The sequence below is a fragment of the Pseudomonas sp. IT-347P genome, from assembly GCF_949768005.1.
In the GTDB taxonomy this organism is placed as follows: Bacteria; Pseudomonadota; Gammaproteobacteria; order Pseudomonadales; family Pseudomonadaceae; genus Aquipseudomonas.
In genome coordinates this window covers 45355-71629 of record NZ_CATKPQ010000001.1, presented here as the reverse complement: position 1 = coordinate 71629, position 26275 = coordinate 45355, and the positions used below count along the sequence as shown (strand labels likewise).

General features: G+C 58.5%; 26 protein-coding genes. 5 read left to right on the top strand and 21 right to left on the bottom strand.

Features of this window, described 5'->3' with window-relative positions; genetic code table 11:
• Positions 1-51: 51 nt before the first annotated feature.
• The 13 genes from tolB to ACM6IV_RS00220 form a co-directional block, all read right to left on the bottom strand.
• Positions 52-1353 (bottom strand): Tol-Pal system beta propeller repeat protein TolB, encoded by a 1302-nt coding sequence (gene tolB, locus ACM6IV_RS00280; protein ID WP_414868267.1) that lies wholly within the window; start codon positions 1351-1353, stop codon positions 52-54.
• Positions 1350-2414, bottom strand: coding sequence for a cell envelope integrity protein TolA (gene tolA / locus ACM6IV_RS00275; RefSeq protein ID WP_414868266.1), 1065 nt, complete (start codon positions 2412-2414; stop codon positions 1350-1352). Before tolA ends, tolB begins: the two co-directional genes overlap by 4 nt.
• Positions 2414-2866, bottom strand: a complete 453-nt coding sequence (tolR, locus tag ACM6IV_RS00270) for a protein TolR (protein WP_160767866.1) — start codon at positions 2864-2866, stop codon at positions 2414-2416. Before tolR ends, tolA begins: the two co-directional genes overlap by 1 nt.
• A 23-nt stretch (positions 2867-2889) precedes the next feature.
• A complete protein-coding gene (gene tolQ / locus ACM6IV_RS00265; protein WP_007912733.1) occupies positions 2890-3585 on the bottom strand; it encodes a protein TolQ in 696 nt (231 codons plus the stop codon).
• A complete protein-coding gene (ybgC, locus tag ACM6IV_RS00260) occupies positions 3575-4042 on the bottom strand; it encodes a tol-pal system-associated acyl-CoA thioesterase (RefSeq protein ID WP_129395228.1) in 468 nt (155 codons plus the stop codon). The genes tolQ and ybgC overlap by 11 nt, the downstream gene beginning before the upstream one ends.
• A gap of 127 nt (positions 4043-4169) precedes the next feature.
• Positions 4170-5231: a Holliday junction branch migration DNA helicase RuvB gene (gene ruvB, locus ACM6IV_RS00255; RefSeq protein ID WP_414868265.1), complete on the bottom strand. Its 1062-nt coding sequence runs from the start codon at positions 5229-5231 to the stop codon at positions 4170-4172.
• A complete protein-coding gene (gene ruvA, locus ACM6IV_RS00250) occupies positions 5232-5840 on the bottom strand; it encodes a Holliday junction branch migration protein RuvA (protein WP_003227522.1) in 609 nt (202 codons plus the stop codon).
• A 114-nt stretch (positions 5841-5954) separates the two neighbouring features.
• Complete coding sequence (ruvC, locus tag ACM6IV_RS00245; protein WP_007962095.1) at positions 5955-6482, bottom strand: crossover junction endodeoxyribonuclease RuvC; 528 nt, start codon at positions 6480-6482, stop codon at positions 5955-5957.
• A 157-nt stretch (positions 6483-6639) separates the two neighbouring features.
• Positions 6640-7386 carry a YebC/PmpR family DNA-binding transcriptional regulator gene (locus ACM6IV_RS00240; RefSeq protein ID WP_085745204.1) on the bottom strand — a complete coding sequence of 249 codons (747 nt, stop codon included), beginning with the start codon at positions 7384-7386 and terminating at the stop codon, positions 6640-6642.
• 129 nt (positions 7387-7515) lie between these two features.
• On the bottom strand, positions 7516-9291 hold the full coding sequence (gene aspS / locus ACM6IV_RS00235; RefSeq protein WP_093430490.1) for an aspartate--tRNA ligase: 1776 nt from the start codon (positions 9289-9291) through the stop codon (positions 7516-7518).
• Between the two features lie 99 nt (positions 9292-9390).
• Positions 9391-9612, bottom strand: a complete 222-nt coding sequence (locus ACM6IV_RS00230; RefSeq protein WP_064119106.1) for an FmdB family zinc ribbon protein — start codon at positions 9610-9612, stop codon at positions 9391-9393.
• 131 nt (positions 9613-9743) lie between these two features.
• Positions 9744-10082 carry a ribbon-helix-helix domain-containing protein gene (locus ACM6IV_RS00225; RefSeq protein WP_414868264.1) on the bottom strand — a complete coding sequence of 113 codons (339 nt, stop codon included), beginning with the start codon at positions 10080-10082 and terminating at the stop codon, positions 9744-9746.
• A gap of 186 nt (positions 10083-10268) precedes the next feature.
• On the bottom strand, positions 10269-10739 hold the full coding sequence (locus ACM6IV_RS00220) for a Dps family protein (protein WP_414868263.1): 471 nt from the start codon (positions 10737-10739) through the stop codon (positions 10269-10271).
• Between the two features lie 311 nt (positions 10740-11050).
• On the opposite strand from ACM6IV_RS00220, the gene ACM6IV_RS00215 reads away from it, so the two are divergent.
• Complete coding sequence (locus ACM6IV_RS00215) at positions 11051-11653, top strand: cold shock domain-containing protein membrane protein (protein ID WP_414868262.1); 603 nt, start codon at positions 11051-11053, stop codon at positions 11651-11653.
• 69 nt (positions 11654-11722) lie between these two features.
• On the opposite strand, the gene ACM6IV_RS00210 is transcribed toward ACM6IV_RS00215, so the two are convergent.
• Both ACM6IV_RS00210 and ACM6IV_RS00205 read right to left on the bottom strand, forming a co-directional pair.
• A complete protein-coding gene (locus ACM6IV_RS00210; protein WP_099757009.1) occupies positions 11723-11929 on the bottom strand; it encodes a SlyX family protein in 207 nt (68 codons plus the stop codon).
• Positions 11930-11932: 3 nt separating this feature from the next.
• Positions 11933-12358, bottom strand: a complete 426-nt coding sequence (locus ACM6IV_RS00205) for an HIT domain-containing protein (protein ID WP_414868365.1) — start codon at positions 12356-12358, stop codon at positions 11933-11935.
• 894 nt (positions 12359-13252) lie between these two features.
• Between ACM6IV_RS00205 and ACM6IV_RS00200 the strand changes: the two genes are divergently transcribed.
• Entirely contained in the window at positions 13253-14602 is a 1350-nt protein-coding gene (locus ACM6IV_RS00200) for an OprD family porin (RefSeq protein WP_414868261.1), read from the top strand.
• A gap of 119 nt (positions 14603-14721) precedes the next feature.
• On the opposite strand, the gene ACM6IV_RS00195 is transcribed toward ACM6IV_RS00200, so the two are convergent.
• A complete protein-coding gene (locus ACM6IV_RS00195; RefSeq protein WP_414868260.1) occupies positions 14722-15564 on the bottom strand; it encodes a mechanosensitive ion channel family protein in 843 nt (280 codons plus the stop codon).
• 139 nt (positions 15565-15703) lie between these two features.
• Complete coding sequence (locus tag ACM6IV_RS00190; RefSeq protein WP_414868259.1) at positions 15704-16189, bottom strand: YajQ family cyclic di-GMP-binding protein; 486 nt, start codon at positions 16187-16189, stop codon at positions 15704-15706.
• 140 nt (positions 16190-16329) lie between these two features.
• Here ACM6IV_RS00190 and ACM6IV_RS00185 point away from each other — a divergent pair, with 140 nt between their 5' ends.
• From ACM6IV_RS00185 to ACM6IV_RS00175, 3 genes are read left to right on the top strand one after another with little or no spacing between them, the layout of a single operon-like run.
• Positions 16330-17247 carry a putative 2-dehydropantoate 2-reductase gene (locus ACM6IV_RS00185; protein WP_414868258.1) on the top strand — a complete coding sequence of 306 codons (918 nt, stop codon included), beginning with the start codon at positions 16330-16332 and terminating at the stop codon, positions 17245-17247.
• Positions 17248-17292: 45 nt separating this feature from the next.
• Positions 17293-19329, top strand: coding sequence for an ATP-binding protein (locus tag ACM6IV_RS00180; protein WP_414868257.1), 2037 nt, complete (start codon positions 17293-17295; stop codon positions 19327-19329).
• Between the two features lie 3 nt (positions 19330-19332).
• Positions 19333-19908 (top strand): cob(I)yrinic acid a,c-diamide adenosyltransferase, encoded by a 576-nt coding sequence (locus ACM6IV_RS00175; RefSeq protein ID WP_414868256.1) that lies wholly within the window; start codon positions 19333-19335, stop codon positions 19906-19908.
• A 131-nt stretch (positions 19909-20039) separates the two neighbouring features.
• Here the strand turns inward: ACM6IV_RS00175 and ACM6IV_RS00170 are convergent, their stop codons facing one another.
• The 4 genes from ACM6IV_RS00170 to secA all read right to left on the bottom strand — a co-directional run bounded on the left by ACM6IV_RS00170 (position 20040) and on the right by secA (position 25985).
• Positions 20040-20984, bottom strand: coding sequence for a Nudix family hydrolase (locus ACM6IV_RS00170; protein ID WP_414868255.1), 945 nt, complete (start codon positions 20982-20984; stop codon positions 20040-20042).
• Positions 20981-21613: a glutathione S-transferase family protein gene (locus ACM6IV_RS00165; protein ID WP_414868254.1), complete on the bottom strand. Its 633-nt coding sequence runs from the start codon at positions 21611-21613 to the stop codon at positions 20981-20983. The genes ACM6IV_RS00170 and ACM6IV_RS00165 overlap by 4 nt, the downstream gene beginning before the upstream one ends.
• A gap of 293 nt (positions 21614-21906) precedes the next feature.
• Positions 21907-23124, bottom strand: coding sequence for a bifunctional glutamate N-acetyltransferase/amino-acid acetyltransferase ArgJ (gene argJ, locus ACM6IV_RS00160; RefSeq protein WP_414868253.1), 1218 nt, complete (start codon positions 23122-23124; stop codon positions 21907-21909).
• Between the two features lie 122 nt (positions 23125-23246).
• Positions 23247-25985, bottom strand: coding sequence for a preprotein translocase subunit SecA (gene secA, locus ACM6IV_RS00155; RefSeq protein WP_414868252.1), 2739 nt, complete (start codon positions 25983-25985; stop codon positions 23247-23249).
• Positions 25986-26275 lie beyond the last annotated feature (290 nt).

The following is a 26275-nucleotide window of genomic DNA, read 5'->3' as shown; positions in this document are numbered from 1 at the left end:
GTGAAACTCCTAATGAACCCCAGTGTGTTAAGTAAAACGTGTAGCGCCCGCTCACTTCAGGTAAGGGGACCAGGACGGTTCTCTGACTTCGCCTTGAGCGGTAGGAAGCGGGAGCCTCACGCGCCCATTAATGGACACGAGCATCAAGACTCCCCGGCCCTGCTGGCGGGTGGCGTAGATTACCATGGTGCCGTTGGGCGCAACAGTAGGGGACTCGTCCAGAGTGCTATCAGTGAGGATCTTTACACTACCTCGCTGCAGATCCTGGGCTGCCACCTTGAAATTGGTGAAGCCATCCTGACGATGGATCATCACCAAAGTCTTTTCATCAGCCGAAAGTTTCGGGTTGGCGTTGTAGTTGCCCACGAACGTCACACGCTCGGCACCACCGCCACTGGCGCTGGTTTTGTAGATCTGTGGCTTGCCGCCGCGGTCCGAGGTGAAGTAGATGGTCGAACCATCCTTGCCCCAGTACGGTTCGGTGTTGATGCCAGGACCTGCGGTTACGCGGGTGATCTGACGTGAAGCCAGGTTCATGACATAGATGTCCGGGTTGCCGTCCTTCGACAATACAAATGCCAGGCGGTCGCCATTCGGCGACCAGGCTGGCGCGCCGTTCAGGCCTTCGAAGTTGGTGATCTGCTCACGGCGACCGGTGTCGATGTTCTGCATGAAGATACGCGGACGCTTCTGCTCGAACGAGACGTAGGCGATACGCTTGCCATCCGGTGCGAAACGAGGCGACAGGATCGGCTCGCGCGATTGCAGCAGAGTCACAGCGCGGGCACCGTCATAGTCCGAACGCTGCAGGGTGTAACGGGTGTTCTTCTCGGAGAAGCGTTCAGCCGTCACATACAGCAGGCGAGTCGAAAAGGCACCTTCGATACCGGTCAGTTTCTGGAACGACTGGTCGGAGATAAAGTGCGCCATGTCACGCAGCTGCTCGGTGGTACCGGAAACACTGCCGTCTGCCACTTTCTGTTCGGTGGCCACATTGAACAGTGCCCACTGCACCTGCAGGCGACCGCCCGCTGGAGCAATGCTGCCGACCATGATGAATTGAGCATTCACCGCCTTCCAGTCACGGAAGATAATTTCGCTCGGCTGGCTTGGCTGGCTGATCATGTTTTGCTTTGGAATCGGTGCGTAGTAGCCCGAGTTACGCAAATCGTTACCAATGATTTCAGCCATGTCATCCGGCAGCACTGCACCGCCCTGGAAACCAAACGGTACAACGGCGATCGGCGTTGCCTGGGAGCTGCCACTGCTGACCAGGATATTTTTTTCATCCGCCGTGGCCAGTCCTGCAAAGCAGAACATGACTACAAGCAGTCCTCGAAGAAGGTTTCTCACAAGGCTAGATCCTCAGGTGTGAATGTCATCTTGAATGAACGGTAAGGTGCGAAATCAGCTGGTTTCAGCCCCTGCATTTCGGTCAATCGTCCAATATTTTTTACAGCTGCGACTGCAGAACTGTCGAAGGGTACATCACCGCTGGAACGCGCAACCGAAACACCGGAGATCGTTCCGTCAGGCAGCATGTTGATTTGCAGGATCACCTTCATGCCTTTACGGGCCGACGGTGGCTGCGCCCAACCTTCCGATGCTCGCGAACGAATCAGATCATCGAAGTTACCTGCGGTTTCATCACCCTGCTCATCCGCCAAAGCCTGCTGACGCTCGGTCTTGTCGGAAAGCAAATCAGCCAGGGCCTGTGCCTTCTTGTCTTCTACAGATTTACGTGCCGCATCCTGCGCTTTCTTCTTCGCAGCATCGGCAGCAGCTTTCTTCTTCGCTTCGTCGGCGATTTTCTTCTTCGCCTCTTCAGCTTCAGCTTTCTTCTTGGCGTCTTCGGCGGCTTTCTTCTTCGCGTCTTCGACGATCTTCTTCTTGGCTTCTTCAGCGGCCTCTTTCTTGGCCTCTTCTTTAGCCTCTTCTTCAGCCTTCTTCTTGGCTATATCAGCCAATTGTTTCTCTTCGGCCTTCTTGGCTTCGGCTTTCTTCGCGTCGTCGGCTTTCTTGGCTTCATCAGCCTTCTTCGCTTCGTCCGCTTTTTTCGCCTCGTCGGCCTTCTTGGCTTCCTCGGCCTTTTGAGCCGCTTCTTCTTTCTTTTGTTCCGCAGCTTTCACCGCTTCCTGCTCGACCTTTTTCTGTTCCATCTGCTCGACTTCGGTCTGGCGTGCGGCGGATTTCTTCGCCTCACCCGCAATCTTCTGATTGGTCTGGGTGGTTGCCTGACTTTTCGATTTCAGCTGGTACAGGGTCGCCTGGACAATCGGTTTGGCTGGCGGCAGCTCTGGTGTGAAGGCAAAACTGACGAACAGCATGCCGAACACCAGCACGTGCAGGACAATTGCCAGAACACTAGGCCAGAAGTAGCTTTCCGAGGCGGACGGCTCTCGCTGTTGCTGCATCAGGGGGCCTCGGTGATCAAACCAACATTACCGACCCCGGCTTTCTGCAACCCGCCCATGGCGCCCATGACGGCGCCATAGTCGACGGTCTTGTCACCGCGGATGAAGACCTGAGTACGCTTGCCGCCTTCAGTGCCGGCACGAATGATCTTGGTCACCGCGTCGGTCATTTGCGGCAGGGTCATGGCCCTGTCCTGTTGCTTCTCGGTGTCGACTTCGCTGCCAAGGTTCCAGTAGTAGGTCTTGTCAGCCTTGATCGAAATGGTCAGGACCTGGGTGTTGTTGTCCTGCGGCAAGGCTTCGCTGGAAACCTTGGGCAGATCAACTTTCACGCCCTGATTGAGCATCGGCGCGGTCACCATGAAGATGACCAGCAGCACCAACATCACGTCGATGTAGGGCACCACGTTCATCTCGGCGACCGGCTTGCGCTTTTTGCGAGCTCGAGCGATTAAAGCCATTGGAAATTACCTGCTTATTCTTCGCTGGTGTGCACTTTGCGGTGCAGGATCGCCTGGAATTCGTCGGCGAAGGTGTAGTAGCGGCTCAGCAAGGTTTCGCTGCGGGCAGAGAAACGGTTGTAAGCGATAACGGCCGGGATTGCCGCGAACAGGCCGATCGCGGTGGCGATCAGGGCTTCAGCGATACCCGGGGCCACAGTGGCCAGGGTCGCTTGCTGGGCGCTGGCCAGACCGCGGAAGGAGTTCATGATGCCCCACACGGTACCGAACAGACCGATGTACGGGCTGACCGAACCGACGGTGGCGAGGAACGGCAGGCTTTGCTCCAGCTTCTCTTCTTCGCGGGAGATGGCCACGCGCATGGCACGGGCCACGCCTTCCATGACCGCTTCAGGATCGACACCTGGCTGCTGACGCAGACGGGAGAATTCCTTGAAGCCGGCGCGGAAAATCTGCTCGACGCCCGAATCAGGATCCGGGTTGCTGCCCGCCTGACGGTACAGTTTGGACAGATCGATACCCGACCAGAAGCGCTCTTCGAAGCTCTCCAGGGCGCGTCGACCGGCACGCAGCAGATTGCTGCGCTGAAAGATCATGATCCATGAGGTCACCGATGCGGCCACCAGGGTCAACATTACCAACTGCACCACGATGCTGGCATTGCTGACCAGGCTCCACATGGAGGAATGGTCGACGACGTTAGCTTCCACGCTTTATCTCCTGCTTTGAGTGTGTACCCGGGCCGACCGCGTCGGCGAAGGCCGCACGCAAGTCTTCGGGAAGGGCCCGGGGTTTCAAACTGTCAGTGCGCACACAGGCCACCAAAAACTGCCCTTCACAGAGCAGCACATTATCCGTTGCCCGCCTGACCTGCTGTTTGAAGCGCAGGCTGGCACGGTTCAATTCGATTACCTCAGCGCTTACCAGCAGTTCGTCGTCCAGTCGCGCCGGCGCGTGATAGCGCGCTTCGCTGGAGTGCACGACAAACAACAGGTCCTCCCCGGCAAGCTGCGATTGGGCAAAGCCCAGTTCGCGGAGCCGCTCGGTTCGAGCCCGTTCCATAAACTTGAGGTAATTAACGTAATACACGATGCCGCCCGCATCGGTGTCCTCGTAATAAACGCGACAACGATGTGCGAACGGCTCAAGCCCGTTTTGCGCGCGCATACTCTAGTGCTTACTCCTCAGGTTGCCAATCCGGCCAGGCAACTGTTTTTCATGGTTTCAGGGCATTACCGCAAAAGTACCGTCCTATGACCGTACAAACCCTGAATAAATCGACAAAAAATGTGTATCAATCGTCCACGGCATCGAGAAACTCGTCTGCCACGGGCATTTCACCCATTCGTGACGGGATGTTTAAACCGAAGTGCAGGTACGCATGCCGCGTCACCACCCTGCCCCGCGGTGTGCGCATGATGTAACCCTGCTGGATCAGGTACGGTTCCAGCACATCCTCAATGGTGTGGCGCTCTTCGCTGATTGCAGCGGCGAGGCTGTCAATACCGACCGGGCCGCCATCGAACTTCTCGATCATGGTCAGCAACAGACGCCGGTCCTGATGATCGAAACCGTGTTCGTCGACATCCAGCAGGTTCAGCGCCATATCCGCCACCGCTTTGGTGATATGGCCCTTGGCGCGCACTTCGGCAAAGTCGCGTACCCGGCGCAGCAAACGGTTGGCGATCCGCGGTGTACCACGGGCCCGACGAGCAATTTCGAATGAGCCTTCCGGGTCCAGCGGCAGACCGAGGATGGCCGCCGAACGGCTGACAATCGTCGCCAGATCAGCGGTGCTGTAGAACTCGAGACGCTGAACGATACCGAAGCGATCACGCAACGGATTGGTCAGCATGCCAGCACGCGTCGTTGCGCCCACCAGGGTAAACGGCGGCAGATCGAGCTTGATCGAACGCGCTGCCGGCCCTTCGCCGATCATGATGTCCAGCTGGAAATCTTCCATCGCCGGGTACAGCACTTCTTCAACGATCGGCGACAGACGATGGATTTCATCGATGAACAGCACGTCATGCGGCTCAAGATTGGTCAGCAACGCTGCCAGATCTCCGGGCCGTTCAAGGACGGGCCCGGACGTGCTCTTGATCGACACCCCCATTTCCTGAGCGATGATGTTGGCCAGCGTGGTCTTGCCCAGCCCCGGCGGGCCGAAGATCAGCGTGTGGTCGAGGGATTCGCTTCGGCCACGGGCGGCCTGGATGAACAGCTCCATCTGCTCGCGCACGGTCGGCTGGCCGATGTAGTCGGCCAGACTGACCGGGCGAATGGCCCGGTCCTGGACTTCTTCGCGCTCGCGCGGACTGTGCGCGGCGGTGATCAGACGATCAGCTTCAATCACTTAAATCATTCCCTTCAGGGCACGGCGGATCAGGTCTTCACTGCTCAGATTCTTGTCCTTGATGGCGGTAATCGCCTTGCTCGCTTCCTGCGGCTTGTAGCCCAGGGAAATCAGCGCACTGACCGCATCGTTCTCGGCAGTGTTGACCGGCGCCGGGCCATCCGGCTGATTCGGCACGAGCGCGAACATCGCCGGCGAGGTTTCCCAGGCCTTGAAGCGGTCTTTCAGCTCGACCAGCAAACGCTCCGCGGTTTTCTTGCCGACCCCCGGCACCTTGGTCAACGCCGAAGTGTCCTGAGACTGCACGCAACGGATCAATTCATCGACTTCCAGACTCGACATCAGGGCCAAAGCCAATTTTGGCCCGACACCATTGAGACGGATCAGCTCGCGAAAAAAGTCTCGCTCACGCTTGCCGGCAAAACCATAGAGCAATTGCGCGTCTTCGCGTACGACCAAATGGGTGTGCAGGGTCAGCGGTTCACCGACCGACGGCAGGCGATAAAGAGTAGTCATGGGCACTTCCAGCTCATACCCGAGGCCGTTTACATCCAGAATCAGGTGCGGCGGCTGTTTTTCAGCCAGGGTGCCGCGCAAGCGTCCAATCACGTTTCAGATCCTTGAGCGTTGGCCAGCCGTGGGCTGGCGACTGTCGAAAGGCGGATTTCGGGCCGACGACCCAGGCGCAAAAATCCGCTTTCAGGAAAATTGATGCTGATGCTATCAGAGACGCAGGCGCCCGCCACGACTGCGTGCGGTTCCCAAACCGTGCGGCAGCAGACTGGAGCGTGTGTGCGCATGGCAAATGGCAATGGCCAGGGCGTCCGAAGCATCGATTTGCGGTTTGCTGGTTAGCTTGAGCATGTGCATGACCATCATCTGCACTTGTTCTTTATTTGCGGCGCCAGTGCCGACCACGGCCTGCTTGACCTGGGTGGCGGTGTACTCGGCGATCTCCAGGCACTCTTCGGCGCCGGCGACAATCGCCGCGCCGCGTGCTTGCCCGAGCTTCAGCGCCGAATCGGCGTTTTTCGCCATGAACACCTTTTCGATGCCCATGGTCACCGGCCCGTAGGTCTGGATGATCTCGCGCACACCGCGATAGACGATTTGCAGGCGTTCATGCAACTCGCCAGCCCCGGTGCGAATGCAGCCGGAAGCCACGTAGATACAGCCGCCCCGTCCGGTATCGCGAACAATCCCGTAACCGGTAATACGCGAACCGGGGTCGATACCAAGAATTAAAGTCATAACGCCTACAGATTCGGTAAAAGCACGATTTTCAAATCAACCCATAACAAATGTGGGAGCGAGCCTGCTCGCGAAGCGGTTTCATGATCAGCAACGATGTTGCCTGAAAATCCGCCTTCGCGAGCAGGCTCGCTCCCACATTGAATCGTAGTCGCTCTTAACCGAGCTGAGCGGCCACGTCTTCCGGAATGTCCGCGTTGGAATACACGTTCTGCACGTCATCCAGGTCTTCAAGCATGTCGATCAGCTTGAGCACTTTTTCCGCGCCTTCCAGATCCAGTTCGGCGCTGGTGGTCGGCTGCATGACGATTTCCGCGTCATCACCCTTGAATCCCGCGGCTTCCAGCGCGTTACGCACGGCATAAAAACCGGTGAACGAGGTGAACACATCGATCGAACCGTCCTCATGACTGACCACGTCGTCGGCATCGGCTTCCAGCGCTGCTTCGGTCAGCGCATCTTCATCGACGCCCGGTGCGAAGCTGATCTGGCCTTTGCGCTCGAACAGGTACGCCACCGAACCGTCGGTGCCGAGGTTGCCACCACACTTGCTGAACGCATGACGTACGGCTGCGGCAGTACGATTGCGGTTGTCGGTCATGCACTCGACCATTACCGCCACGCCGCCCGGGCCGTAACCTTCGTAGGTCAACTCTTCAACGTTGTCCGCTTCAGTGGCGCCGGCGCCGCGCGCAACAGCGCGGTCGATGATGTCGCGGCTCATGTTCGCCCCGAGCGCCTTGTCGAGGGCCAGACGCAGACGCGGGTTGGAGCCCGGATCACCGCCGCCCTGACGGGCCGCAACGGTCAGCTCGCGAATCCACTTGGTGAAAATCTTGCCTCTCTTGGCATCCTGACGTTCTTTGCGGTGCTTGATGTTCGCCCACTTGGAATGACCTGCCATAACTCGCTCCGAATTCTCTTTGAAACGTTGTCGGCCCTGCTGATGCAGCAGCCGGCAAACAAAAAAATCTCGACCTGCTCTCTATAAAAAGAAAAAAGGCGCATCCGAAGATGCGCCTTCAGGCCCGTCTTACTCAGCCTTTGGCGTTTCGCGCAAACGAATGTGCAATTCGCGCAGAGCCTTGGCATCCACCACACCCGGTGCTTGCGTCATCACGTCGGCAGCACTCTGGGTTTTCGGGAAGGCGATCACTTCACGGATCGACTGGGCGCCGGTCATCAGCATCACCAGACGGTCCAGACCGAAGGCCAGACCACCGTGCGGCGGCGCACCGTACTTCAGCGCGTCAAGCAGGAAGCCGAATTTCTCTTCCTGTTCTGCTTCATTGATACCCAGCAGACGGAACACCGCTTGCTGCATTTCCTTGCGGTGGATACGAATCGAACCGCCACCCAGTTCGGTGCCGTTCAGCACCATGTCGTACGCGCGGGACAGAGCGCCGGCCGGATTGGCTTCCAGCTCTTCAGGAGAGCACTTCGGTGCGGTGAACGGGTGGTGCAGCGCGGAGAAGCTGCCGTCGTCGTTTTCTTCGAACATCGGGAAGTCGACGACCCACATTGGCGCCCACTCGCAGGTCAGCAGCTTGAGGTCGTGACCGAGCTTGATACGCAGCGCGCCCAAGGCTTCGCTGACGATCTTGGCCTTGTCGGCGCCAAAGAACACGATGTCGCCATCGACTGCGCCAACGCGATCGAGGATCACGTTCAGCTTGTCTTCCGGGATGTTTTTCACGATCGGCGATTGCAGGCCGTCAACACCGGCAGCGCGCTCGTTGACCTTGATGTACGCCAGGCCCTTGGCACCGTAGATGCCGACGAACTTGGTGTAATCGTCGATCTGCTTGCGCGGCATGCTGGCCCCGCCTGGAACGCGCAGAGCGGCGATACGGCATTTCGGATCGTTGGCCGGGCCGCTGAACACCTTGAACTCGACTTCTTTCAGTTGATCGGCCACGTCGACCAGTTCCAGCGGGTTACGCAGGTCTGGCTTGTCGGAACCGTAGCGGCGCATGGCTTCTTCGAAGGTCATGTGCGGGAAGTCGCCGAATTCCAGACCCAGCACTTCCTTGAACAGGTTGCGGATCATTTCTTCGGTCAGGCCCATGATCTCTTTTTCATCGAGGAAGCTGGTCTCGATGTCGATCTGGGTGAATTCCGGCTGACGGTCAGCGCGCAGGTCTTCGTCGCGGAAGCACTTGGCGATCTGGTAGTAACGGTCGAAGCCAGCGACCATCAGCAGTTGCTTGAACAGCTGCGGCGATTGCGGCAGGGCGAAGAACGAACCGGCGTGGGTACGGCTTGGCACCAGATAGTCACGCGCACCTTCAGGAGTCGCACGGGTCAGGATCGGCGTTTCAACGTCGAGGAAGCCGTTTTCGTCGAGGAAGCGACGGATGCTGGTGGTCATGCGCGAACGCAGACGCAGCTTCTCGGCCATTTCCGGACGACGCAGGTCGAGGAAGCGATAGCGCAGGCGGGTTTCTTCGCCCACGTCGGAGAACTCGTTCAGCGGGAACGGCGGGGTTTCCGACTCGTTCAGCACTTCCAGTTCGTAGCCCAGCACTTCGATCATGCCCGACGCCATGTTGGCGTTGGTGGCACCGGCCGGACGCAGACGCACCTTGCCGGTGATCTTGACGACGTACTCGCTGCGCACGCGATCGGCAGCGGCGAAGCTCTCGGCGCGATCCGGATCGAACACCACCTGGGCCAGACCGTCACGATCACGAATATCGAGGAAAATCACCCCGCCGTGGTCGCGGCGACGGTGAACCCATCCGCAAAGGGTAATTTCCTGACCTTCCAGGCTTTCGTTCAGTTGGCCGCAATAGTGGCTGCGCATCATGATAATGGTTCGCTTCTCGTCATTCGATATTCGGTGGAGATCCCGTTGCTTTCAAGCAATGCGGAAACTCACGCGTGTCGTTCAACCTTGGGTTGAACCCTAGTCAGATTTGTCGCCACCGGCCAGATTCTTCTTGGTACCGGTCTTGAAATCGGTTTCGTACCAACCGCTGCCGCTGAGGCGGAAGCCTGGCATGGACAGCTGTTTCTTGAGCTCTGGTGCCTGACAGGCAGGACAGTCGACCAGCGGTGCCTCGCTGATCTTTTGAATGGCTTCCAACTGATGACCACAGGAAGCACATTGGTAATCGTACATCGGCATGGGGGTGTCTCGGCGATCAGATTGCCACCGCGCACAGGGCTTTGCGGCGAAAGAGCGGGATTATATCGATTAAATGCGGCCTGTGCAGCCGTAAGACTGCACAGGCCGCGACCTCGTTTGCAACCGCCGTTTCAGAGCGATCCGGGCGCTGCAGTTTGCCTGACGCCGTTCATGACGCACACCACCCGCACCAGCGCACTGAAATTTTTTACCCCGCCGTGACGCAGATGCACTTCGCGGTCGACGTGGGATAGCAGCGAACTGATCGAGCAGCAGTTGTCTGCGGCCATATTGCCGAGGATGTTCCAGTAGACCTGCTCCAGCCGCAGGCAGGTCGCATAACCGTTCAGACGCACGGATCGTGACGATGGCTGAACCAATGCCATGTCGAATTCGTTGACGAACGGGTCGACTTTCAATTCATGCGGCAAGCCGACAATCCTGTCGCCTCGCCTGTCTCCTTCGATCATATCGGTGACACTCCTTTGTCATCTCTGCTTGTTTGAAAAGTCACATCCTGTGGCTTTCATAAAAGCGCAGACACAAAGTTATAGCCAGACGACTTATTGACCGTCTCCGTAGGATAAGCCAACGATACAGGTAAGATTCCGGACAGCGCGCAGGACCATCGAATGCGGGCCTGCGCGCCTGGACGATCAAGCTTCCAGCAGGGCGCGCAGCATCCACGCGGTTTTCTCATGCACCTGCATGCGCTGGGTCAGCAGGTCTGCAGTCGGCTCATCGCTGACCTTGTCGAGCAGCGGAAAGATGCCACGCGCCGTGCGGGTCACGGCTTCCTGGCCATCAACCAGTTGCTTGATCATGTCTTCGGCACTCGGCACACCCTCCTCTTCCTTGATAGAAGAAAGACGTGCATAGGTGGCATAGGCGCCCGGCGCCGGGAAGCCCAGAGCACGAATACGTTCGGCGATCAGATCCACCGCCAGCGCCAGTTCGTTGTATTGCTCTTCGAACATCAGGTGCAGCGTACGAAACATCGGGCCGGTGACGTTCCAGTGAAAGTTATGGGTTTTCAGATACAGCACGTAGGTGTCCGACAGCAGACGTGATAAACCGTCGACGATGGACTTGCGGTCTTCTTCACTGATACCGATATCGATTGCCATGATTACCCCCTAACGGCGATTGAATTCATCCAACAGGTGCAGGCCCACTCTAGCAAGGCTGTCGATAACCCGCAGCCCTGATCGGGTGCACACACTGCGACAAATCGACCGATTCGGTGCCACTGGCCGGGCTGATTTGAGTAGCCGCAGGCTTTGCTGTTAAATAGGCAGTGTGTCGCCATGCCCCGTTTTTCGCGGCGTTGCGCATAGGCTGATGCCGTGAACGTGTCCACCGCCTCTTATTTTGTTCCGAAGCGAACCGTGCGCCTTCAGCTCTTCCTTGTGAGCCGTCATAACGTGAGCCAATCAAAATGTTGAAAATCGTCCACCTGCTAATGGGCGCAGCGGCACTGCTGCTGTCGTTCATCCCCAGCCTGAAATCCGAAGCCGTTCCCTACCTGCAACAACCCGATGCACTTTACCTGGCCTTTTTCGGCCTGCTGAACCTGGTGATTGCGCCAGTGATTCCGTTCTGGAACAAAGGCCCTCGTCAGCATCTGCAAAACCTGGTCAGCGCGCTTCTGGTCCTGACCGTCGTCCTGCAAACCTTGACCCTGATTGCCCCGATGCCTGTCATCGCCGGCCAGCCAGCCGTGCTGTTCAGCCTGGTGATTGCGCTGGTTGCTGTGGTTCTGCATCTGGCCGTCAGCTTCTATCGTTCTTCACCCGCTGCCGCTCCAACCAGCTATGACATGACCAATCGTGATACCGGTACGGTCAAGTGGTTCAACACCTCCAAAGGCTTCGGTTTTATCTCGCGGGATTCCGGCGATGATATTTTCGTGCACTTTCGCGCGATCCGTGGCGAAGGTCACCGCGTCCTGGTCGAAGGCCAGCGCGTGGAGTTCTCGGTGATGAACCGCGACAAGGGCCTGCAAGCCGAGGACGTGATCGCCGCGCTGCCGCGACGCTGATCCGGATATAAAAAACCGCGAGCAGCGTGCTGTTCGCGGTTTTTTTACGCCTGATGAAAAGGAACCGCCTCAGTAGTGCGGCGGCGGCGCCTCATCTTCGAAGGACTCGAACTGGCCGACCATCTCCTCCTGGCGTTTGAGCAGGGCCGCCATCTGCAATTGCAGCCGCTCGACCACTCGCTGCTGGGCCACCAGCACGTCGTTCAGCGACTGAATGGTGTCATCCTGAAACGCCAGACGGCTTTCCAGGTCGGTAACACGTTCTTCCAGACTCATGACTCAGCCCTCCACAAAGGTGAAATGCTCGGTCAGGACCAGACGCAACCGTTCGCGAATGGCGGCGACCTGCTCGGCACTGTAAGGCCTGGCCGGATGCTTGCCCCAGACCGGCGCCGGCCAGGCTGCGTCATCGCGTTGGCGCACAATCACATGCATATGCATCTGGCTGACAACGTTACCCAGGGTTGCGACGTTCATTTTGTCGGCGTTGAACAGATCCTTGAGCAGCTCAGCCAGTGCAGTGGTTTCCTGCCACAACTGCTGCTGATCGGCGACATCCAACTGAAACAACTCGCTGATATCGTCGCGACGAGGCACCAGGATAAACCATGGGTAGTTGGAATCATTGGACAACAGCAGTCGGCACAGAGGGAAATCACCGATCGTCAGCGTGTCCTGTTGAAGTCGTGAATCTAAAGCAAACACTGCGCGCACTCCCGGCTGATCTTCATTATTCAGCTTAGCGGCGATCCTTATTGACGGCGCACCAAGCGACAGGACGGCAGCATACCTGCGAATGCGCCAGCCTTCACGACGACGGTGAACGCCGTCGCTCTGCCAACGCCCCGAGATGTGACATTTGTGAGCGGGACGCACCAGTACGGAACCCATATCGACACTCAGCCGGAAAAAATGACCGGAATCAGTAGCTACGTGCAGCATCATGACTTCTGCGAGCTGTATGAATTCAGAACAGCTGTAAATTTTTTTGCACCAAAACCGTACAGTGCGTCTACGCTCACTGCGTCGGGCATCCGCCAAATACTCACTGACGGGGTGAACCGGTAACGTTTTTGGTTGTCGGGCGCGCTTCTCGGCGTGGCAACACCATAGGAGGAATGGCGTCAAGCACAGAAAAAATCAGGCTTGAAGCCCCGTTTTCACAAGGTTTTCACAAGTGCGGCAGGTGTTCAGAAAAATAACCGCAACGAAAATGCGGTTTGTGCACGCTTGTTGCATTCGTACCCATATGGACTATAAGCGCACCACTGGAAGTGGATGCCTTAAGCCCCATAAGAACAGTGGCAGGGTTGCCCGATGGAGATTCAAGTGTTTTGCCAGGGACTCTTTTTTACCGATGCAAAAAGGCCCATAAACAGCGAAAAAGTTGTCAGTCCGGCTGCGTCGGTACTGTGAATTTGCGACATCCACCACGCCATTTGCGACAAGGTCGTAAAGATGCTGAAAGGTTGGATTAGCAAGTATCGCCAACATTGTCGGCGTGATATAAGTTTGCGCCGACACAAAAAGAAAGAGCCGCCCAGATAATAAAACAGGTGGGACGGCAGTACTCTTCTAAAACCAAAGGAGCAAATCACGATGCGCGTGATGAAGTGGAGCATGATCGCACTGGCAGTTGCTGCAGCAGCCAGTTCTCAGTTGGCTACGGCCGCACCGTTTGTTAGTGACCAGTCTGAAGCCAAAGGTTTTGTTGAAGACGCAAAACTCACCGAGACGTTGAAGAACTACTACTTCAACCGCGACAACAAGAACGGTGGCCATGACCAGAAAGACTGGACTCAGGGTTTCCTCGGCAACTTCACCTCCGGTTACACCCAAGGTACCGTTGGTGTTGGTATTGATGCATACGGCTATCTGGCCTTGAAACTGGATGGTGGTGACGGTACTTCCGGTACCGGCAACATGAGCCGTAGCGATACCCTCAAGGCCAATGGCTATGCGCACGACGTCAACGACAGTCAGGGCAAGGCCGGCGCTTCCATCAAATTCCGCGTTTCCAAAACCGAACTGAAATTCGGCGACATGCAGCCAAGCACCTCGCCAGTGTTCGCTGTTGGCGGTTCCCGCATCCTTCCGCAAACTGCCACTGGCTTCCAGTTGCAGAGCAGTGAAGTCAAAGACCTTGACCTCGAAGCCGGTCACTTCTACTCCGGCTCCAGCCAGGACAAGAACGCCCGCGATGGCGGCCTTTACGCTACCTATGCCGGTGTTGAAGCGAACAACATCGACTATTTCGGTGGCAAGTACTCGATCACTGACAACCTCAGTGCATCGCTGTACGGCGCAAAACTGGAAGACATCTGGAACCAGTACTACGCCAACGTGAACCTCACCACTCCGTTCGGTGGTGACACTTCGCTGAACACCGACTTCAACATCTACCGCACCACCGACACCGGTAGTGCCGAAGCGGGCGACATCAGCAACACCACGTTCTCGCTGGCAACCGCTTTGTCGTTCCTCAAAGCGCACACCTTCACCCTGGCCTTCCAGAAGGTCAACGGCGACACCCCGTTCGACTACATCGGCGTGGGCAAGAACAACCGGGGTGGCGACTCGATCTTCCTCGCCAACTCCATCCAGTACTCTGACTTCAACGGCGCAGGCGAGAAATCTGTTCAAGCCCGTTACGACCTGAAAATGGCCGAGTACGGCGTTCCTGGCCTGAGCTTCATGGTTCGTTACGTCAAAGGTTGGGATATCGACGGCACCAACACTCCAGCGGGCAGCGCTTACGCCGGTCTGTATGGTGAAGATGGCAAACACCACGAAACCAACTTTGAAGCCAAGTACGTTGTTCAAAGCGGCCCGGCTAAAGATCTTTCCTTCCGTATTCGTCAAGCTTGGCACGTTGCCAACGCTGACGAGGGTGAAGGTGATGTCAAAGAGTTCCGCCTGATCACCGAGTACCCACTGAACATCTTGTAATTTGTCAGTGGTTAGTTTGGAAGCATAAAAAAAGGCCCATCTTGCGATGGGCCTTTTTTATTGCCTGTCACTTGCTATAAATGCCTGACCAACAAGTCAGGCATTTAATTAGCAACCTATCATTGTGCTGCCGATTCCTGAACCACGCGAATTACGCGCTGTGGAAAAGGAATATCAATACCGGCAGTCTTTAAACGGTCTCGCGACTGTTCGTTAAACATGAACATCACGTCCCAGTAGTCTGCAGTTTTAACCCACACACGCAGGGAAACAGTGATCGAACTGTCGCCCAAGGTCGAAATGACGGCCTGTGGCGCCGGATCCTGCAACACGCGCTCATCCTTGGCCAGATCCAGCAGCACCTGACGGGCCTTTTGCAGATCGGCTTCGTAATCCACACCCACATCAAACACGACCTTGCGGGTCGGCTGACGGTTGGTGTTGGTAATGATGCCGTTCGACAGGTTGCCGTTGGGCACGATGATGGTTTTGTTGTCGCCGGTACGCAGCACGGTGTGGAAAATCTGGATGCTGTCGACCGTACCCGCCACGCCTTGCGCTTCGATCCAGTCACCGATACGGAACGGACGGAACAGCAGAATCAGCACGCCGCCGGCGAAGTTCGCCAGGCTGCCCTGCAAGGCCAGACCGATCGCCAGACCGGCGGCACCGATCGCGGCAACGAAGGAGGTGGTTTCCACACCGATCATCGAAGCGACGCTGACAATCAGCAGCACTTTAAGAATGATATTCGCCAGGCTGCTGATAAAGCCTTGCAGCGCCAGGTCGGCGTTACGCAGCGCGAGCAGACCGCCGAGTTTCTGCGTGACCTTGTTGATCAGCCACCAGCCGATGGCCAGGGTAATCACCGCCAGCAGCACGCGACTGCCGTATTCCATGATCATTGGGATCCACGCCTGGGATGCCTTGACCAGGTTGTCCACCTCAGCATTCAAATCCATGTTCTATCTCCTGATTTCCGGCTTCCCGGGCTGTAAAAAATCAGCGGCAGAAAGACCGAACCCGCTGGGGCTCAATCGTTTCTGCCGTTGCTTGGGCCTCGGACGCTGAAAACGCCGAGAGGTTCCCCGACCGAAAAGCTTAGTCGCGGAAGTTGTTGAACTGCAGAGGCATGCCGAATTCCTTGGCCCGCAGCGCTGCGATGGCCTCTTGCAGGTCATCGCGCTTCTTGCCGGTCACGCGCACTTGCTCGCCTTGAATGGCGGCCTGCACTTTCAACTTGGCTTCCTTGATGTGGCCGACGATCTTCTTCGCCAGCTCCTTGTCGATGCCTTCCTTGAGCACGGCGTCCTGCTTCATCAGCTTGCCCGAGGCGAAGGCGTCCTTGACCTCAAGGCACTGCACGTCGATCTTGCGCTTGACCAGCGCCAGCTTGAGGATTTCGATCATCGCTTCCAGCTGGAATTCGGCTTCAGCGGTCAGGCTGACGGTGAGGTCTTTTTCCTTGAACTCGAAGCTGCCTTTGCCTTTCAGGTCATAACGACGATCGAGTTCCTTCACGGCGTTCTCGACCGCGTTGGTGAGCTCGTGTTTGTCCAGTTCGGATACCACGTCGAACGACGGCATGTAATCTCTCCAATAAAAAGGCGCGCTCGATGTGGATGGAGCGCGCTTGGCTTGCGGTTAAAATCGGGCTCATTATAACGGGTCTTTTCCCACCGACACGGCGAGCCGCACATGCCTGAACGCAATCGAGCAAAAAACTGATGTCCACTACCTGGCATGTACTCGGCGCCGGCAGCCTCGGCACGCTGTGGGCCACCCGCCTGGCTCGCGCGGGTCTGCCGGTCAGGCTGATCGTGCGGGATGCCGAGCGCTTGCGCAGTTATGAAGCCGTGGGCGGACTGACGCTGGTCGAACAAGGCCAGGCCAGCACCTACGCCGTGCCCGGGGAAACGCCCGACAGTCCCGAGCCGATTCGTCGTTTGCTGGTCGCGTGCAAGGCCTACGACGCCGAAAGCGCGGTCGCCCGCCTCGCCCCGCGCCTGACGGCCGATGCCGAGCTGATCCTTTTGCAAAACGGCCTTGGCAGTCAGGACGCCGTGGCCACGCGGGTGCCCCAGGCGCGCTGCATCAGTGCCTCGAGCACCGAAGGTGCGTTTCGCGATGGCGACTGGCGCGTAGTGTTTGCCGGCCATGGTTTCACCTGGCTGGGTGACGCTGGCCATCCAGTCGCGCCGGTCTGGCTGGACGATCTCGACGCGGCGAAAATTCCCCACGAGTGGAGTACCGATATCCTCACGCGGTTGTGGCGCAAACTGGCGCTCAACTGTGCAATCAATCCGCTGACCGTGCTGCACGACTGCCGCAATGGCGGATTACAGGAACATCATTGCGAAGTCGCCACGTTGTGCGCTGAGCTGGCCGAGTTACTCGAGCGTTGCGGCCAACCCGCCGCCGCCGACAATCTGCAGCAGGAAGTCGAACGGGTGATCCACGCGACCGCTGCCAACTATTCGTCAATGTATCAAGACGTGGCCAACCAGCGTCGCACCGAAATCAGCTATCTATTGGGCCATGCCTGCAAAGTCGCCGCGCGCCACCAGTTGAACCTGCCGCACCTCAATCAGTTGCAGCAGCGCCTGATCACCCATCTGCGCAGCCTCGGATTGCCCAGCGACTGAGCAGCGGCTACGCTGGCCACTTGTTCCTTTGTTGCGATAAACCTGATGCCATTGCGCCAGCGTCTCGAAAACCTGCCGGTCGGCCAGAAACTCCTGGCCGCCCTGCTGGTGCTGTTGACCACGGTCCTGCTGGTCGCCAACCTGACCTTTATCAGCGCCGCCTATTACATCTCTCAGGAAAGCATGGCGCCGCAGGCCTTGCAGACCATCGGCCGGCTGATTTCCAACCCGAGTCTGGTCAGCGAAGCCCTGCAGTCACCGCAAAGCGCCGAGCGTCTGCTCAAAGAACTCGACAGTTACTCACCGCTGCGCGCCGCCGCCCTTTATGACGGCAAGGGCGAACGCCTGGCGCAAGTCCAGCGTGGCGATAAACTCAACCTGCCGGAACGTTATCGGCACGTCGAAGCCTGGCAACTGACCGAATTTCGCAGCAATCAGTTGATCACCCTGCCCCGCCCCGGCACTGCACCGGGCCACCTGCTGCTGGTGGCCAGCAGCGAGCTGCCGATGGCGTTCTACACCGGCACCCTGACCGCGAGCCTCGGCATCCTGATTTTCAGCGTGCTGCTATGGCTGGTGATTGCCCGGCAGATCAAACGCCTGATCACCCGGCCGATTCATCAGCTTGAAGAATTGTCGCGCCAGGTCACCCGCGAAGAGAACTACGCCCTGCGCGCCTCGCGCGGCAATCATGACGAAATCGGTAGTCTTGCCGAGGCGTTCAACACCATGCTCTCGCGCATCGAAGCCCGCGAGCAGCAACTCAAGCGCGCCCGCGACGATTCGCAAGCGGCTTACGATCAGGCTCAGGGACTGGCAGAGGAAACCCGTCACACCAACCGCAAGCTGGAACTGGAAGTCCAGGTGCGCAGTAAAATCGAAAAGAAGCTCACCGGTTTCCAGAACTACCTCAACAGCATCATCGACTCGATGCCCTCCGCGCTGATCGCCCTCGACGAGCAGCTTTACGTTACCCAGTGGAACCAGGAGGCCAGCGCCCTTTCCGGTACACGGCTGGACGAAGCACTGAACCAGCCGATCTTCCTCGCCTTCGAGCCGCTCAAGCCGTTTCTGCCGCAACTCAAGCAGACCGTCGAGCAGCACACCGTGGCGAAAATCGAGCGAGTGACATGGCTCAAGGATGATGAGCCCAAGCATTACGCGCTAACGTTCTATCCGCTGATGGGGGGCGCCGGGCGTGGTGTGGTAATCCGTATCGACGACATCACTCAGCGACTGTCGCTGGAAGAAATGATGGTGCAGTCGGAAAAGATGCTGTCGGTCGGTGGCCTGGCCGCCGGCATGGCCCACGAGATCAACAATCCGCTGGGCGCGATCCTGCACAACGTGCAGAACATCCGTCGACGTCTGTCCGCCGATCTGCCAAAGAACCTCGAAACCGCCGAGCAATTGGGCATCGAGCTGGACGCAGTAAATCGTTATCTGCAGGGCCGCGAAGTGCCGCAACTGCTCGACGGCATTCAACAGGCCGGCGCTCGCGCGGCGAAAATCGTCACGCACATGCTCAGCTTCAGCCGCCGCAGTACCCGGCAAATGGCGCCGTGTGATCTGCCGGCGTTGATCGATCAAGCCGTGGAAATCGCTGGCAACGACTTTGATCTGGCCATCGGTTTCGACTTCAAGGGCCAGGCGATCATCCGCCAGTTCGACCCGGCGCTCGGCCCGGTGCCGGGCACCGCCAACGAACTTGAGCAAGTGCTGCTCAACCTGCTGAAAAACGCCGCGCAGGCCATCCACCAGCGCGAAGACGACAGCGAGCCGGGACGAATCATTCTGCGAACCCGACTCAATCCACCGTGGGCCGAGATCCAGGTCGAGGACAACGGCATCGGCATGAGCGAGAACGTACGCAAACGCACCTTCGAGCCGTTCTTCACCACCAAGGAAATTGGCCAGGGCACCGGGCTGGGCTTGTCGGTGTCGTACTTCATCATCACCAACAACCACAAAGGGCAGATGGAGGTGCAGTCAGCACCGGGCCAGGGCACCTGTTTCACCCTGCGCCTGCCGCTGACGCAACCGCTGCCCATTGCAGCCGAAACCAATTCATTATCGAGGTAACCCATGGGCTTTCGCCTGTCGAAAATCTACACCCGCACCGGTGACAAAGGCGAAACCGGCCTAGGCGATGGCCGCCGTGTGCCCAAGGACCACCCACGCATCGAGGCCATTGGTGAGGTCGATACGCTGAACAGCCAGATCGGCGTGTTACTGGCCGGGTTGCTGGCCGAGCGCGACACGTTTGCGGGGCTGAGTGAACTGATCGAGGTGCTGGCGCCTTGTCAGCATCGGCTGTTCGACCTGGGTGGCGAGCTGGCGATGCCGGAATATCAGGCGTTGAATACGGCGGAAGTCGAGCGCCTGGAAGCAGCGATCGATGTATGGAATGAGGAACTGGGGCCGCTGGAGAATTTCATTTTGCCGGGCGGTTCGATGCTGATTGCGCAGGCCCATGTCTGTCGCAGCCTGGCGCGCAGTGCCGAGCGGCGTTGTCAGCATTTGAATGCGCTGGAACCGTTGGCCGGGGTTGGGCTGGCGTATATCAATCGGTTGTCGGATTTGCTGTTTGTGGCGGCGCGGTTGATTGCGCGACGGCAAGGGATTGCAGAGATTCTTTGGCAACCGGCTGCCAAACCTTAGATTGGCAGTGATTTGACGGACGCCTTCGCGAGCAAGCCCGCTCCCACAGTTGACCGTGTTCCTTCAGTTGGAATGCAATCAAATGTGGGAGCGGGCTTGCTCGCGAAGAGGCCAGTAACCTCAATACACAATCATGCCTCAGGCCAGAACGCGCGAATCCCCGCCACACCTTGAGCTCCGGAACTCCAGGCCTTGTCCCGCTCAGCCGGGCCAACCCCGCCCAACAGAAACACCGGTTTGCTGAAGCCCTCGATCAATGTCGAAGCCTGCTCCCAGCCCAACGGCTGCGCATCGGGATGGGTCAAGGTCGGTTGCACCGGCGACAGCGTGACGAAATCCACGCCCATCTGCTCGGCCAGCTTCAGTTCTTCAGCGTTGTGGCACGACGCCGCCAACCAGCGCTCCGCTGGCAACGGACGCCCCGCCGCTGCGTATTTGCGCAATTGTGCAGAGGTGATGTGCCAGCCGGCAGACGGGAAATCACCGAGCCATTCGAACGGCCCTTTGATCATCAACTGCGCCTTGCCCGCACACAGGCCGGCCGCATCAACCGCCAGATCGCGATACTTGGGGTCGTAACCGTTCGGTGCGCGCAGCTGGATCAGTTTGATCCCGCCGGCAATCGCCTTCTGGATCCCGCGCAGCAGCGCCGGCGTTTCCAGGTCGTCCGGGGTAATCAGGTACTCCGCCGGCAAACGCGCGGCAGCAACAATCGGCTGGTTGGCGGCCGGGAACTCGTAGTTCGCCAACTCTCGGGGGGTCACCCAAGCCAAAGGCTGACCTTCGGCACCGTGCGGCTCGCCAGTGAATGCCGACACTTCCCAGACATCCAGCAACACTTGTTTGTCCGGGTAATCGTGGCGCACTTTGATCAGCGGGCGGGCAGCGCCAACGACGATACCCAACTCTTCGTGCAGCTCACGGGCCAGCGCGGTTTCGACCGACTCGTCCGCCTCGACCTTGCCGCCGGGAAATTCCCACAGACCACCCTGGTGCTGGGTATCGGCGCGGCGAGCGATGAGGATTTTGCCACTGTTGTCACGAATGACCGCAGCGGCGACGTGTACACGTTTCACGGATTCAACTCCTCCAGTCCAGCCTTTTGCCATGCCTTGAAGGCCGGCCATTGGTAGACGGTTTCTACATAGGCTTCGTCGACGGCCGGCAGCGTCACCTGATACGTGCGCAACCGCACGGCAATCGGCGCGAAGAAGGCATCGGCCAGACTGACGCGCCCAAATAGATAGGGACCGCTTTCGGTGGCGGCAGCACGGCACTCGGCCCACAGCGCGAGCATGCGTTCGATGTCGACCTTCACTTCCGGCGGCACCGGGTTCAGCGGCGCGTCATGGTTGAGGTTGAACGGCATGTGATTGCGCATGGCAAAGAAACCGCTGTGCATCTGAGCGCAGGCAGATCGGGCCTGAGCGCGGGCAAAAATGTCGGTCGGCCAGAGTTGTTCGGACGGGAACTGTTCGGCGAGGTATTCGGCGATGGCCAGAGAATCCGCGATGGTGCCGCGCGCCGTTTTCAGCAGCGGTAACTTGGCGGTCGGCGAGTGTTTGAGCAGCTGTTCGCGGGTGTCAGGCTTGCCGAGCTTGATCAGCTCTTCGCTGTAGGGTGCGCCGGTCAGCTCAAGCGCCAGGGCGGCGCGCAGGGACCAGGAGGAAAGCAGTTTGTCGCCGATGATCAGGTGCAGGGACATGGGTGTGGCGCCTTTTCGTCAGAGGGGAAAACTTTGGGCTTGCAGCGTCTGAACCGACGTATTCGCGGGCAAGCCCGCTCCCACAGGTTTTGCTGGTGTACACAAAATTTGTGTACAAACTCAATCACTGTGGGAGCGGGCTTGCCCGCGAAGAGGGCGGCCCATTCAACATTGATGTTGCCTGAAACCCCGCCATCGCGAGCAGGCTCACTCCTACAGGGAATTTGTGCATGACACAGATTCCTGTGGGAGCCAGCCTGCTGGCGATGCAGGCGACTCGGTCCCAGGTTAGATCAGGTGCGGTATTCCGCATTGATCTTCACGTACTCATGCGACAGGTCGGTGGTCCAGATGGTTTCGCTGCAATCGCCGCGCCCGAGTTCGATACGGATGGTGATCTCTTCCTGCTGCATCACCGCCGAACCCTGGGCTTCAGTGTAGGTCGCCGCGCGGGCGCCACGGCTGGCGATGCACACGTCACCGAGGAACACGTCAATCTTGCTCACGTCCAGGTCCGGCACACCGGCGCGACCCACGGCAGCCAGGATGCGGCCCCAGTTCGGATCGGAAGCGAACAATGCAGTCTTGATCAGCGGCGAGTGCGCCACGGTGTAGCCGACGTCGAGGCATTCCTGATGGTTGCCGCCGCCATTCACTTCAACGGTGACGAACTTGGTCGCGCCTTCGCCGTCACGCACGATGGCCTGAGCCACGTCCATGCACACGTCGAACACCGCTTGCTTCAGTTTGGCGAACAGTTCGCCTTCAGCGCGGGTGATTTCCGGCAGTGCAGCCTTGCCCGTGGCGATCAGCATGCAGCAGTCGTTGGTCGAAGTGTCGCCATCGATAGTGATGCGGTTGAACGACTTGTTGGCGCCGTCGAGCATCAGGTTGTGCAGCACGTCGCGGGAGACTTTGGCGTCAGTGGCGATGTAACCGAGCATGGTCGCCATGTTCGGGCGGATCATGCCGGCGCCTTTGCTGATACCGGTCACGGTGATGGTCACGCCATCATGTTCGAACTGGCGGCTCGCGCCTTTCGGCAGGGTGTCGGTGGTCATGATCCCGGTGGCGGCGGCTTCCCAGTTGTTTTCCGAGAGGTCGTCCAGCGCCGCTTGCAGTGCGCCTTCGATCTTCTCGACCGGCAGCGGCTCGCCGATCACACCTGTGGAGTACGGCAGGATCTGGTTGGCATCGACACCCGTCAGCTCAGCCAGCTTCGCAGTGGTGCGCTCAGCGGCGGCCAGACCAGGCTCACCGGTGCCAGCGTTGGCATTGCCAGTGTTGGTCAGCAGATAGCGCACAGCGTTCTGCACGCGTTTTTTCGCCAGAATCACCGGTGCCGCGCAAAACGCGTTCAACGTGAACACACCGGCCACGGTCGAACCTTCGGCACAGCGCATCACAACGACATCTTTGCGCCCGGGGCGCTTGATGCCGGCCGAGGCAATACCGAGTTCAAAACCGGCAACCGGGTGCAACGTTGGCAAAGGACCAAGACCAACAGCCATGAATGCGCTCCTTACTCAATGATGTCAGCACCGTCACTCGCAGCGACGGTGGTTTAAATGGCAAAACGCCGCGACGGCAGGAGCCGGTCGCGGCGCGGGTATTTCAGCGATTGAAACGGGTTTTACTGAATCTGCCCGTGGCAATGCTTGAATTTCTTGCCCGAACCGCAGTAGCACAGTTCGTTACGGCCCAGCTTCTGATCGTTGCGCACCGGCGCGGTGGCGAGGGCAACATCGACCTCTTCGCCCACCAGCGCTTCCGGTTGCTCCAGACCAGGAGCTTCGGCGTGTTCGAACTGCATGCGGGCAGCCAGTGCTTCGGCTTCCTCACGCAGACGTTGCTCCTCGGCTTCCGGATCTTCGCGGCGCACCTGGACGTGCGACAGCACACGGATCGAGTCGCGCTTGATCGAATCCAGCAGCTCGGAGAACAGCGTGAACGACTCGCGCTTGTATTCCTGCTTCGGGTTCTTCTGGGCGTAGCCACGCAGGTGGATACCGTGACGCAGGTGATCCATGGTCGACAGGTGGTCTTTCCACAGGTCATCCAGTACACGCAGCACGATTTGCTTCTCGAACGAGCGCAGTGCTTCGGCACCGGCCTGGTCTTCTTTCTCGTTGTACGCCGCCATCAGCTCGGTCATGAGCTTCTCGCGCAGGGTTTCTTCGTACAGGTGATCGTCTTCGTCGAGCCATTGCTGGATCGGCAGTTTCACGCCGAAGTCGCTGGCAATCGACGCTTCCAGACCGGCCACGTCCCACTGCTCTGGCAGCGATTGCGGCGGAATGTGCGCGCTGACGGTAGCGTTGAGCACGTCCTGACGGAAATCGGCGATGGTTTCACCGATGTTGTCCGCAGCCAGCAACGTGTTACGCATGTGATAGATCACTTTACGCTGTTCGTTGTTGACGTCATCGAACTCGAGCAGTTGCTTGCGGATGTCGAAGTTACGGCCTTCTACCTTGCGCTGCGCCTTTTCGATCGCGTTGGTCACCATGCGGTGTTCGATCGCTTCGCCCGGCTGCATACCCAGGGCTTTCATGAAGTTCTTCACCCGGTCAGAGGCGAAAATGCGCATCAGGCTGTCTTCCAGCGACAGGTAGAAGCGGCTGGAACCGGCATCACCCTGACGGCCGGCACGGCCACGCAGCTGGTTGTCGATACGACGGGATTCGTGACGCTCGGAGGCAATCACCTGCAGACCGCCCGACTCCAGCACTTGCTGGTGACGTTTCTGCCAGTCGGCCTTGATCTGGGCAATCTGCTCCGGGGTCGGGTTTTCCAGCGACGCGACTTCGACTTCCCAGTTACCGCCCAACAGGATGTCGGTACCACGACCGGCCATGTTGGTGGCGATGGTCAGGGCGCCCGGACGACCGGCCTGCGCGATGATTTCGGCTTCCTTTTCGTGGAACTTGGCGTTCAGAACCTTGTGCTCGATGCCTTCCTTCACCAGCAATGCGGACATGTGCTCGGAGGTTTCGATGGTGGCAGTACCCACCAGCACCGGACGACCGGCGGCCATGCTTTCCTTGATGTCCGCCACGATGGCCGCGTATTTCTCTTCGGCCGTCAGGAACACCAGGTCGTTGTAGTCTTTACGCGCCAACGGCTTGTTCGGCGGAATGACCATGACCGGCAGGTTGTAGATCTGGTGGAATTCGAACGCTTCAGTGTCGGCGGTACCGGTCATGCCGGACAGCTTGGTGTACAGACGGAAGTAGTTCTGGAACGTGGTCGACGCCAGGGTCTGGCTCTCGGCCTGGATGTTCAGGCCTTCCTTGGCTTCGATGGCCTGGTGCAGGCCTTCGGACAGACGACGGCCGGGCATGGTCCGACCGGTGTGCTCGTCGACCAGCACGACCTGACCGTCCTGCACGATGTATTCAATGTTGCGGTTGAACAGCTTGTGCGCACGCAGACCGGCATAGACGTGAGTCAGCAGGCCCAGGTTGTGTGCCGAGTACAGGCTCTCGCCTTCAGCCAGCAGGCCGACGCGGGTGAGCATGTCTTCGATGAACTGGTGACCGGCTTCGTTGAGTTCGACCTGACGGGTCTTCTCGTCAACGGTGTAGTGGCCAGCCTTGGTGACTTCGCCTTCGACTTCTTCAACGTGCAGTTCCAGCTGCGGGATCAGTTTATTGATCTCCATGTACAGCTTGGAGCTGTCCTCGGCCTGACCGGAGATGATCAGCGGGGTACGCGCTTCGTCGATGAGGATGGAGTCGACTTCGTCGATCACGGCAAAGTTGAGTTCGCGCTGGAATTTTTCTTCCATGCTGAACGCCATGTTGTCGCGCAGGTAGTCGAAACCGAATTCGTTGTTGGTGCCGTAGGTGATGTCGGCGGCGTAGGCAGCGCGCTTCTCTTCCGGCGGCTGGAACGGCGTCACGACGCCGACGGTCAGGCCGAGGAATTCATACAACGGGCGCATCCAGTTGGCGTCACGGCGGGCCAGGTAATCGTTCACCGTCACAACGTGCACGCCCTTGCCGGACAGTGCGTTGAGGTAAACACCCAGGGTCGCCACGAGGGTTTTACCCTCACCGGTGCGCATTTCGGCAATCTTGCCTTCGTGCAAGGTCATGCCACCGACGAGCTGCACGTCGAAGTGGCGCATGCCCATGACGCGCTTGCCGGCTTCGCGGGCGACCGCAAAAGCTTCCGGCAGCAGCTTGTCGAGGGTTTCCCCTTTGGCGATGCGGGCTTTGAACTCATCGGTCTTGGCGCGCAACTGATCGTCCGAAAGGGCCACCATTTGCTCTTCGAAGGCATTGACGAGCTGCACCGTCTTGAGCATGCGTTTGACTTCACGCTCGTTCTTGCTTCCAAAAAGTTTCTTTAACAAAGGCGCAAACATATCGGCAGGATCTTCCACACTAAAGGGATGGAGGGCGGCCCCGTGAGCGTCGCCCGTGCAGCCCTCATGGCCGCATGCGAACGAGCATTCTACCCGGAAACGGAAGTGAGGAAAGTGGCGATGTTCCACGATGCTGGCACTGCGCTTTGACGGGGCTCACTTAAAATAGGGGCGTTTTGCTCAACTTCAAGTCATACAAGGAAGAAGTTAGTCGTTGATTTAATGGGCAAAGCAGGGGCAAAAGCAATGGGCGAGTGAAATGGGTGCTTTCTGCTACCATGGCGTTTCTG

What these genes read in the sequence shown, in the direction of transcription:
- ACM6IV_RS00240 (WP_085745204.1), bottom strand. Translation starts at nt 7,386, where the DNA reads ATGGCAGGTCATTCCAAGTGGGCGAACATCAAGCACCGCAAAGAACGT.
- argJ (WP_414868253.1), bottom strand. Translation starts at nt 23,124, where the DNA reads ATGGCTGTTGGTCTTGGTCCTTTGCCAACGTTGCACCCGGTTGCCGGT.
- ACM6IV_RS00230 (WP_064119106.1), bottom strand. Translation starts at nt 9,612, where the DNA reads ATGCCGATGTACGATTACCAATGTGCTTCCTGTGGTCATCAGTTGGAA.
- ACM6IV_RS00180 (WP_414868257.1), top strand. Translation starts at nt 17,293, where the DNA reads ATGCCATTGCGCCAGCGTCTCGAAAACCTGCCGGTCGGCCAGAAACTC.
- ACM6IV_RS00200 (WP_414868261.1), top strand. Translation starts at nt 13,253, where the DNA reads ATGCGCGTGATGAAGTGGAGCATGATCGCACTGGCAGTTGCTGCAGCA.
- aspS (WP_093430490.1), bottom strand. Translation starts at nt 9,291, where the DNA reads ATGATGCGCAGCCACTATTGCGGCCAACTGAACGAAAGCCTGGAAGGT.
- ACM6IV_RS00225 (WP_414868264.1), bottom strand. Translation starts at nt 10,082, where the DNA reads ATGATCGAAGGAGACAGGCGAGGCGACAGGATTGTCGGCTTGCCGCAT.
- ACM6IV_RS00175 (WP_414868256.1), top strand. Translation starts at nt 19,333, where the DNA reads ATGGGCTTTCGCCTGTCGAAAATCTACACCCGCACCGGTGACAAAGGC.
- ACM6IV_RS00190 (WP_414868259.1), bottom strand. Translation starts at nt 16,189, where the DNA reads ATGCCGTCGTTCGACGTGGTATCCGAACTGGACAAACACGAGCTCACC.
- ybgC (WP_129395228.1), bottom strand. Translation starts at nt 4,042, where the DNA reads ATGCGCGCGCAAAACGGGCTTGAGCCGTTCGCACATCGTTGTCGCGTT.
- ruvC (WP_007962095.1), bottom strand. Translation starts at nt 6,482, where the DNA reads ATGACTTTAATTCTTGGTATCGACCCCGGTTCGCGTATTACCGGTTAC.
- ACM6IV_RS00195 (WP_414868260.1), bottom strand. Translation starts at nt 15,564, where the DNA reads ATGGATTTGAATGCTGAGGTGGACAACCTGGTCAAGGCATCCCAGGCG.
- ACM6IV_RS00215 (WP_414868262.1), top strand. Translation starts at nt 11,051, where the DNA reads ATGTTGAAAATCGTCCACCTGCTAATGGGCGCAGCGGCACTGCTGCTG.
- tolA (WP_414868266.1), bottom strand. Translation starts at nt 2,414, where the DNA reads ATGCAGCAACAGCGAGAGCCGTCCGCCTCGGAAAGCTACTTCTGGCCT.
- ACM6IV_RS00185 (WP_414868258.1), top strand. Translation starts at nt 16,330, where the DNA reads ATGTCCACTACCTGGCATGTACTCGGCGCCGGCAGCCTCGGCACGCTG.
- ACM6IV_RS00220 (WP_414868263.1), bottom strand. Translation starts at nt 10,739, where the DNA reads ATGGCAATCGATATCGGTATCAGTGAAGAAGACCGCAAGTCCATCGTC.
- ACM6IV_RS00165 (WP_414868254.1), bottom strand. Translation starts at nt 21,613, where the DNA reads ATGTCCCTGCACCTGATCATCGGCGACAAACTGCTTTCCTCCTGGTCC.
- ACM6IV_RS00210 (WP_099757009.1), bottom strand. Translation starts at nt 11,929, where the DNA reads ATGAGTCTGGAAGAACGTGTTACCGACCTGGAAAGCCGTCTGGCGTTT.
- secA (WP_414868252.1), bottom strand. Translation starts at nt 25,985, where the DNA reads ATGTTTGCGCCTTTGTTAAAGAAACTTTTTGGAAGCAAGAACGAGCGT.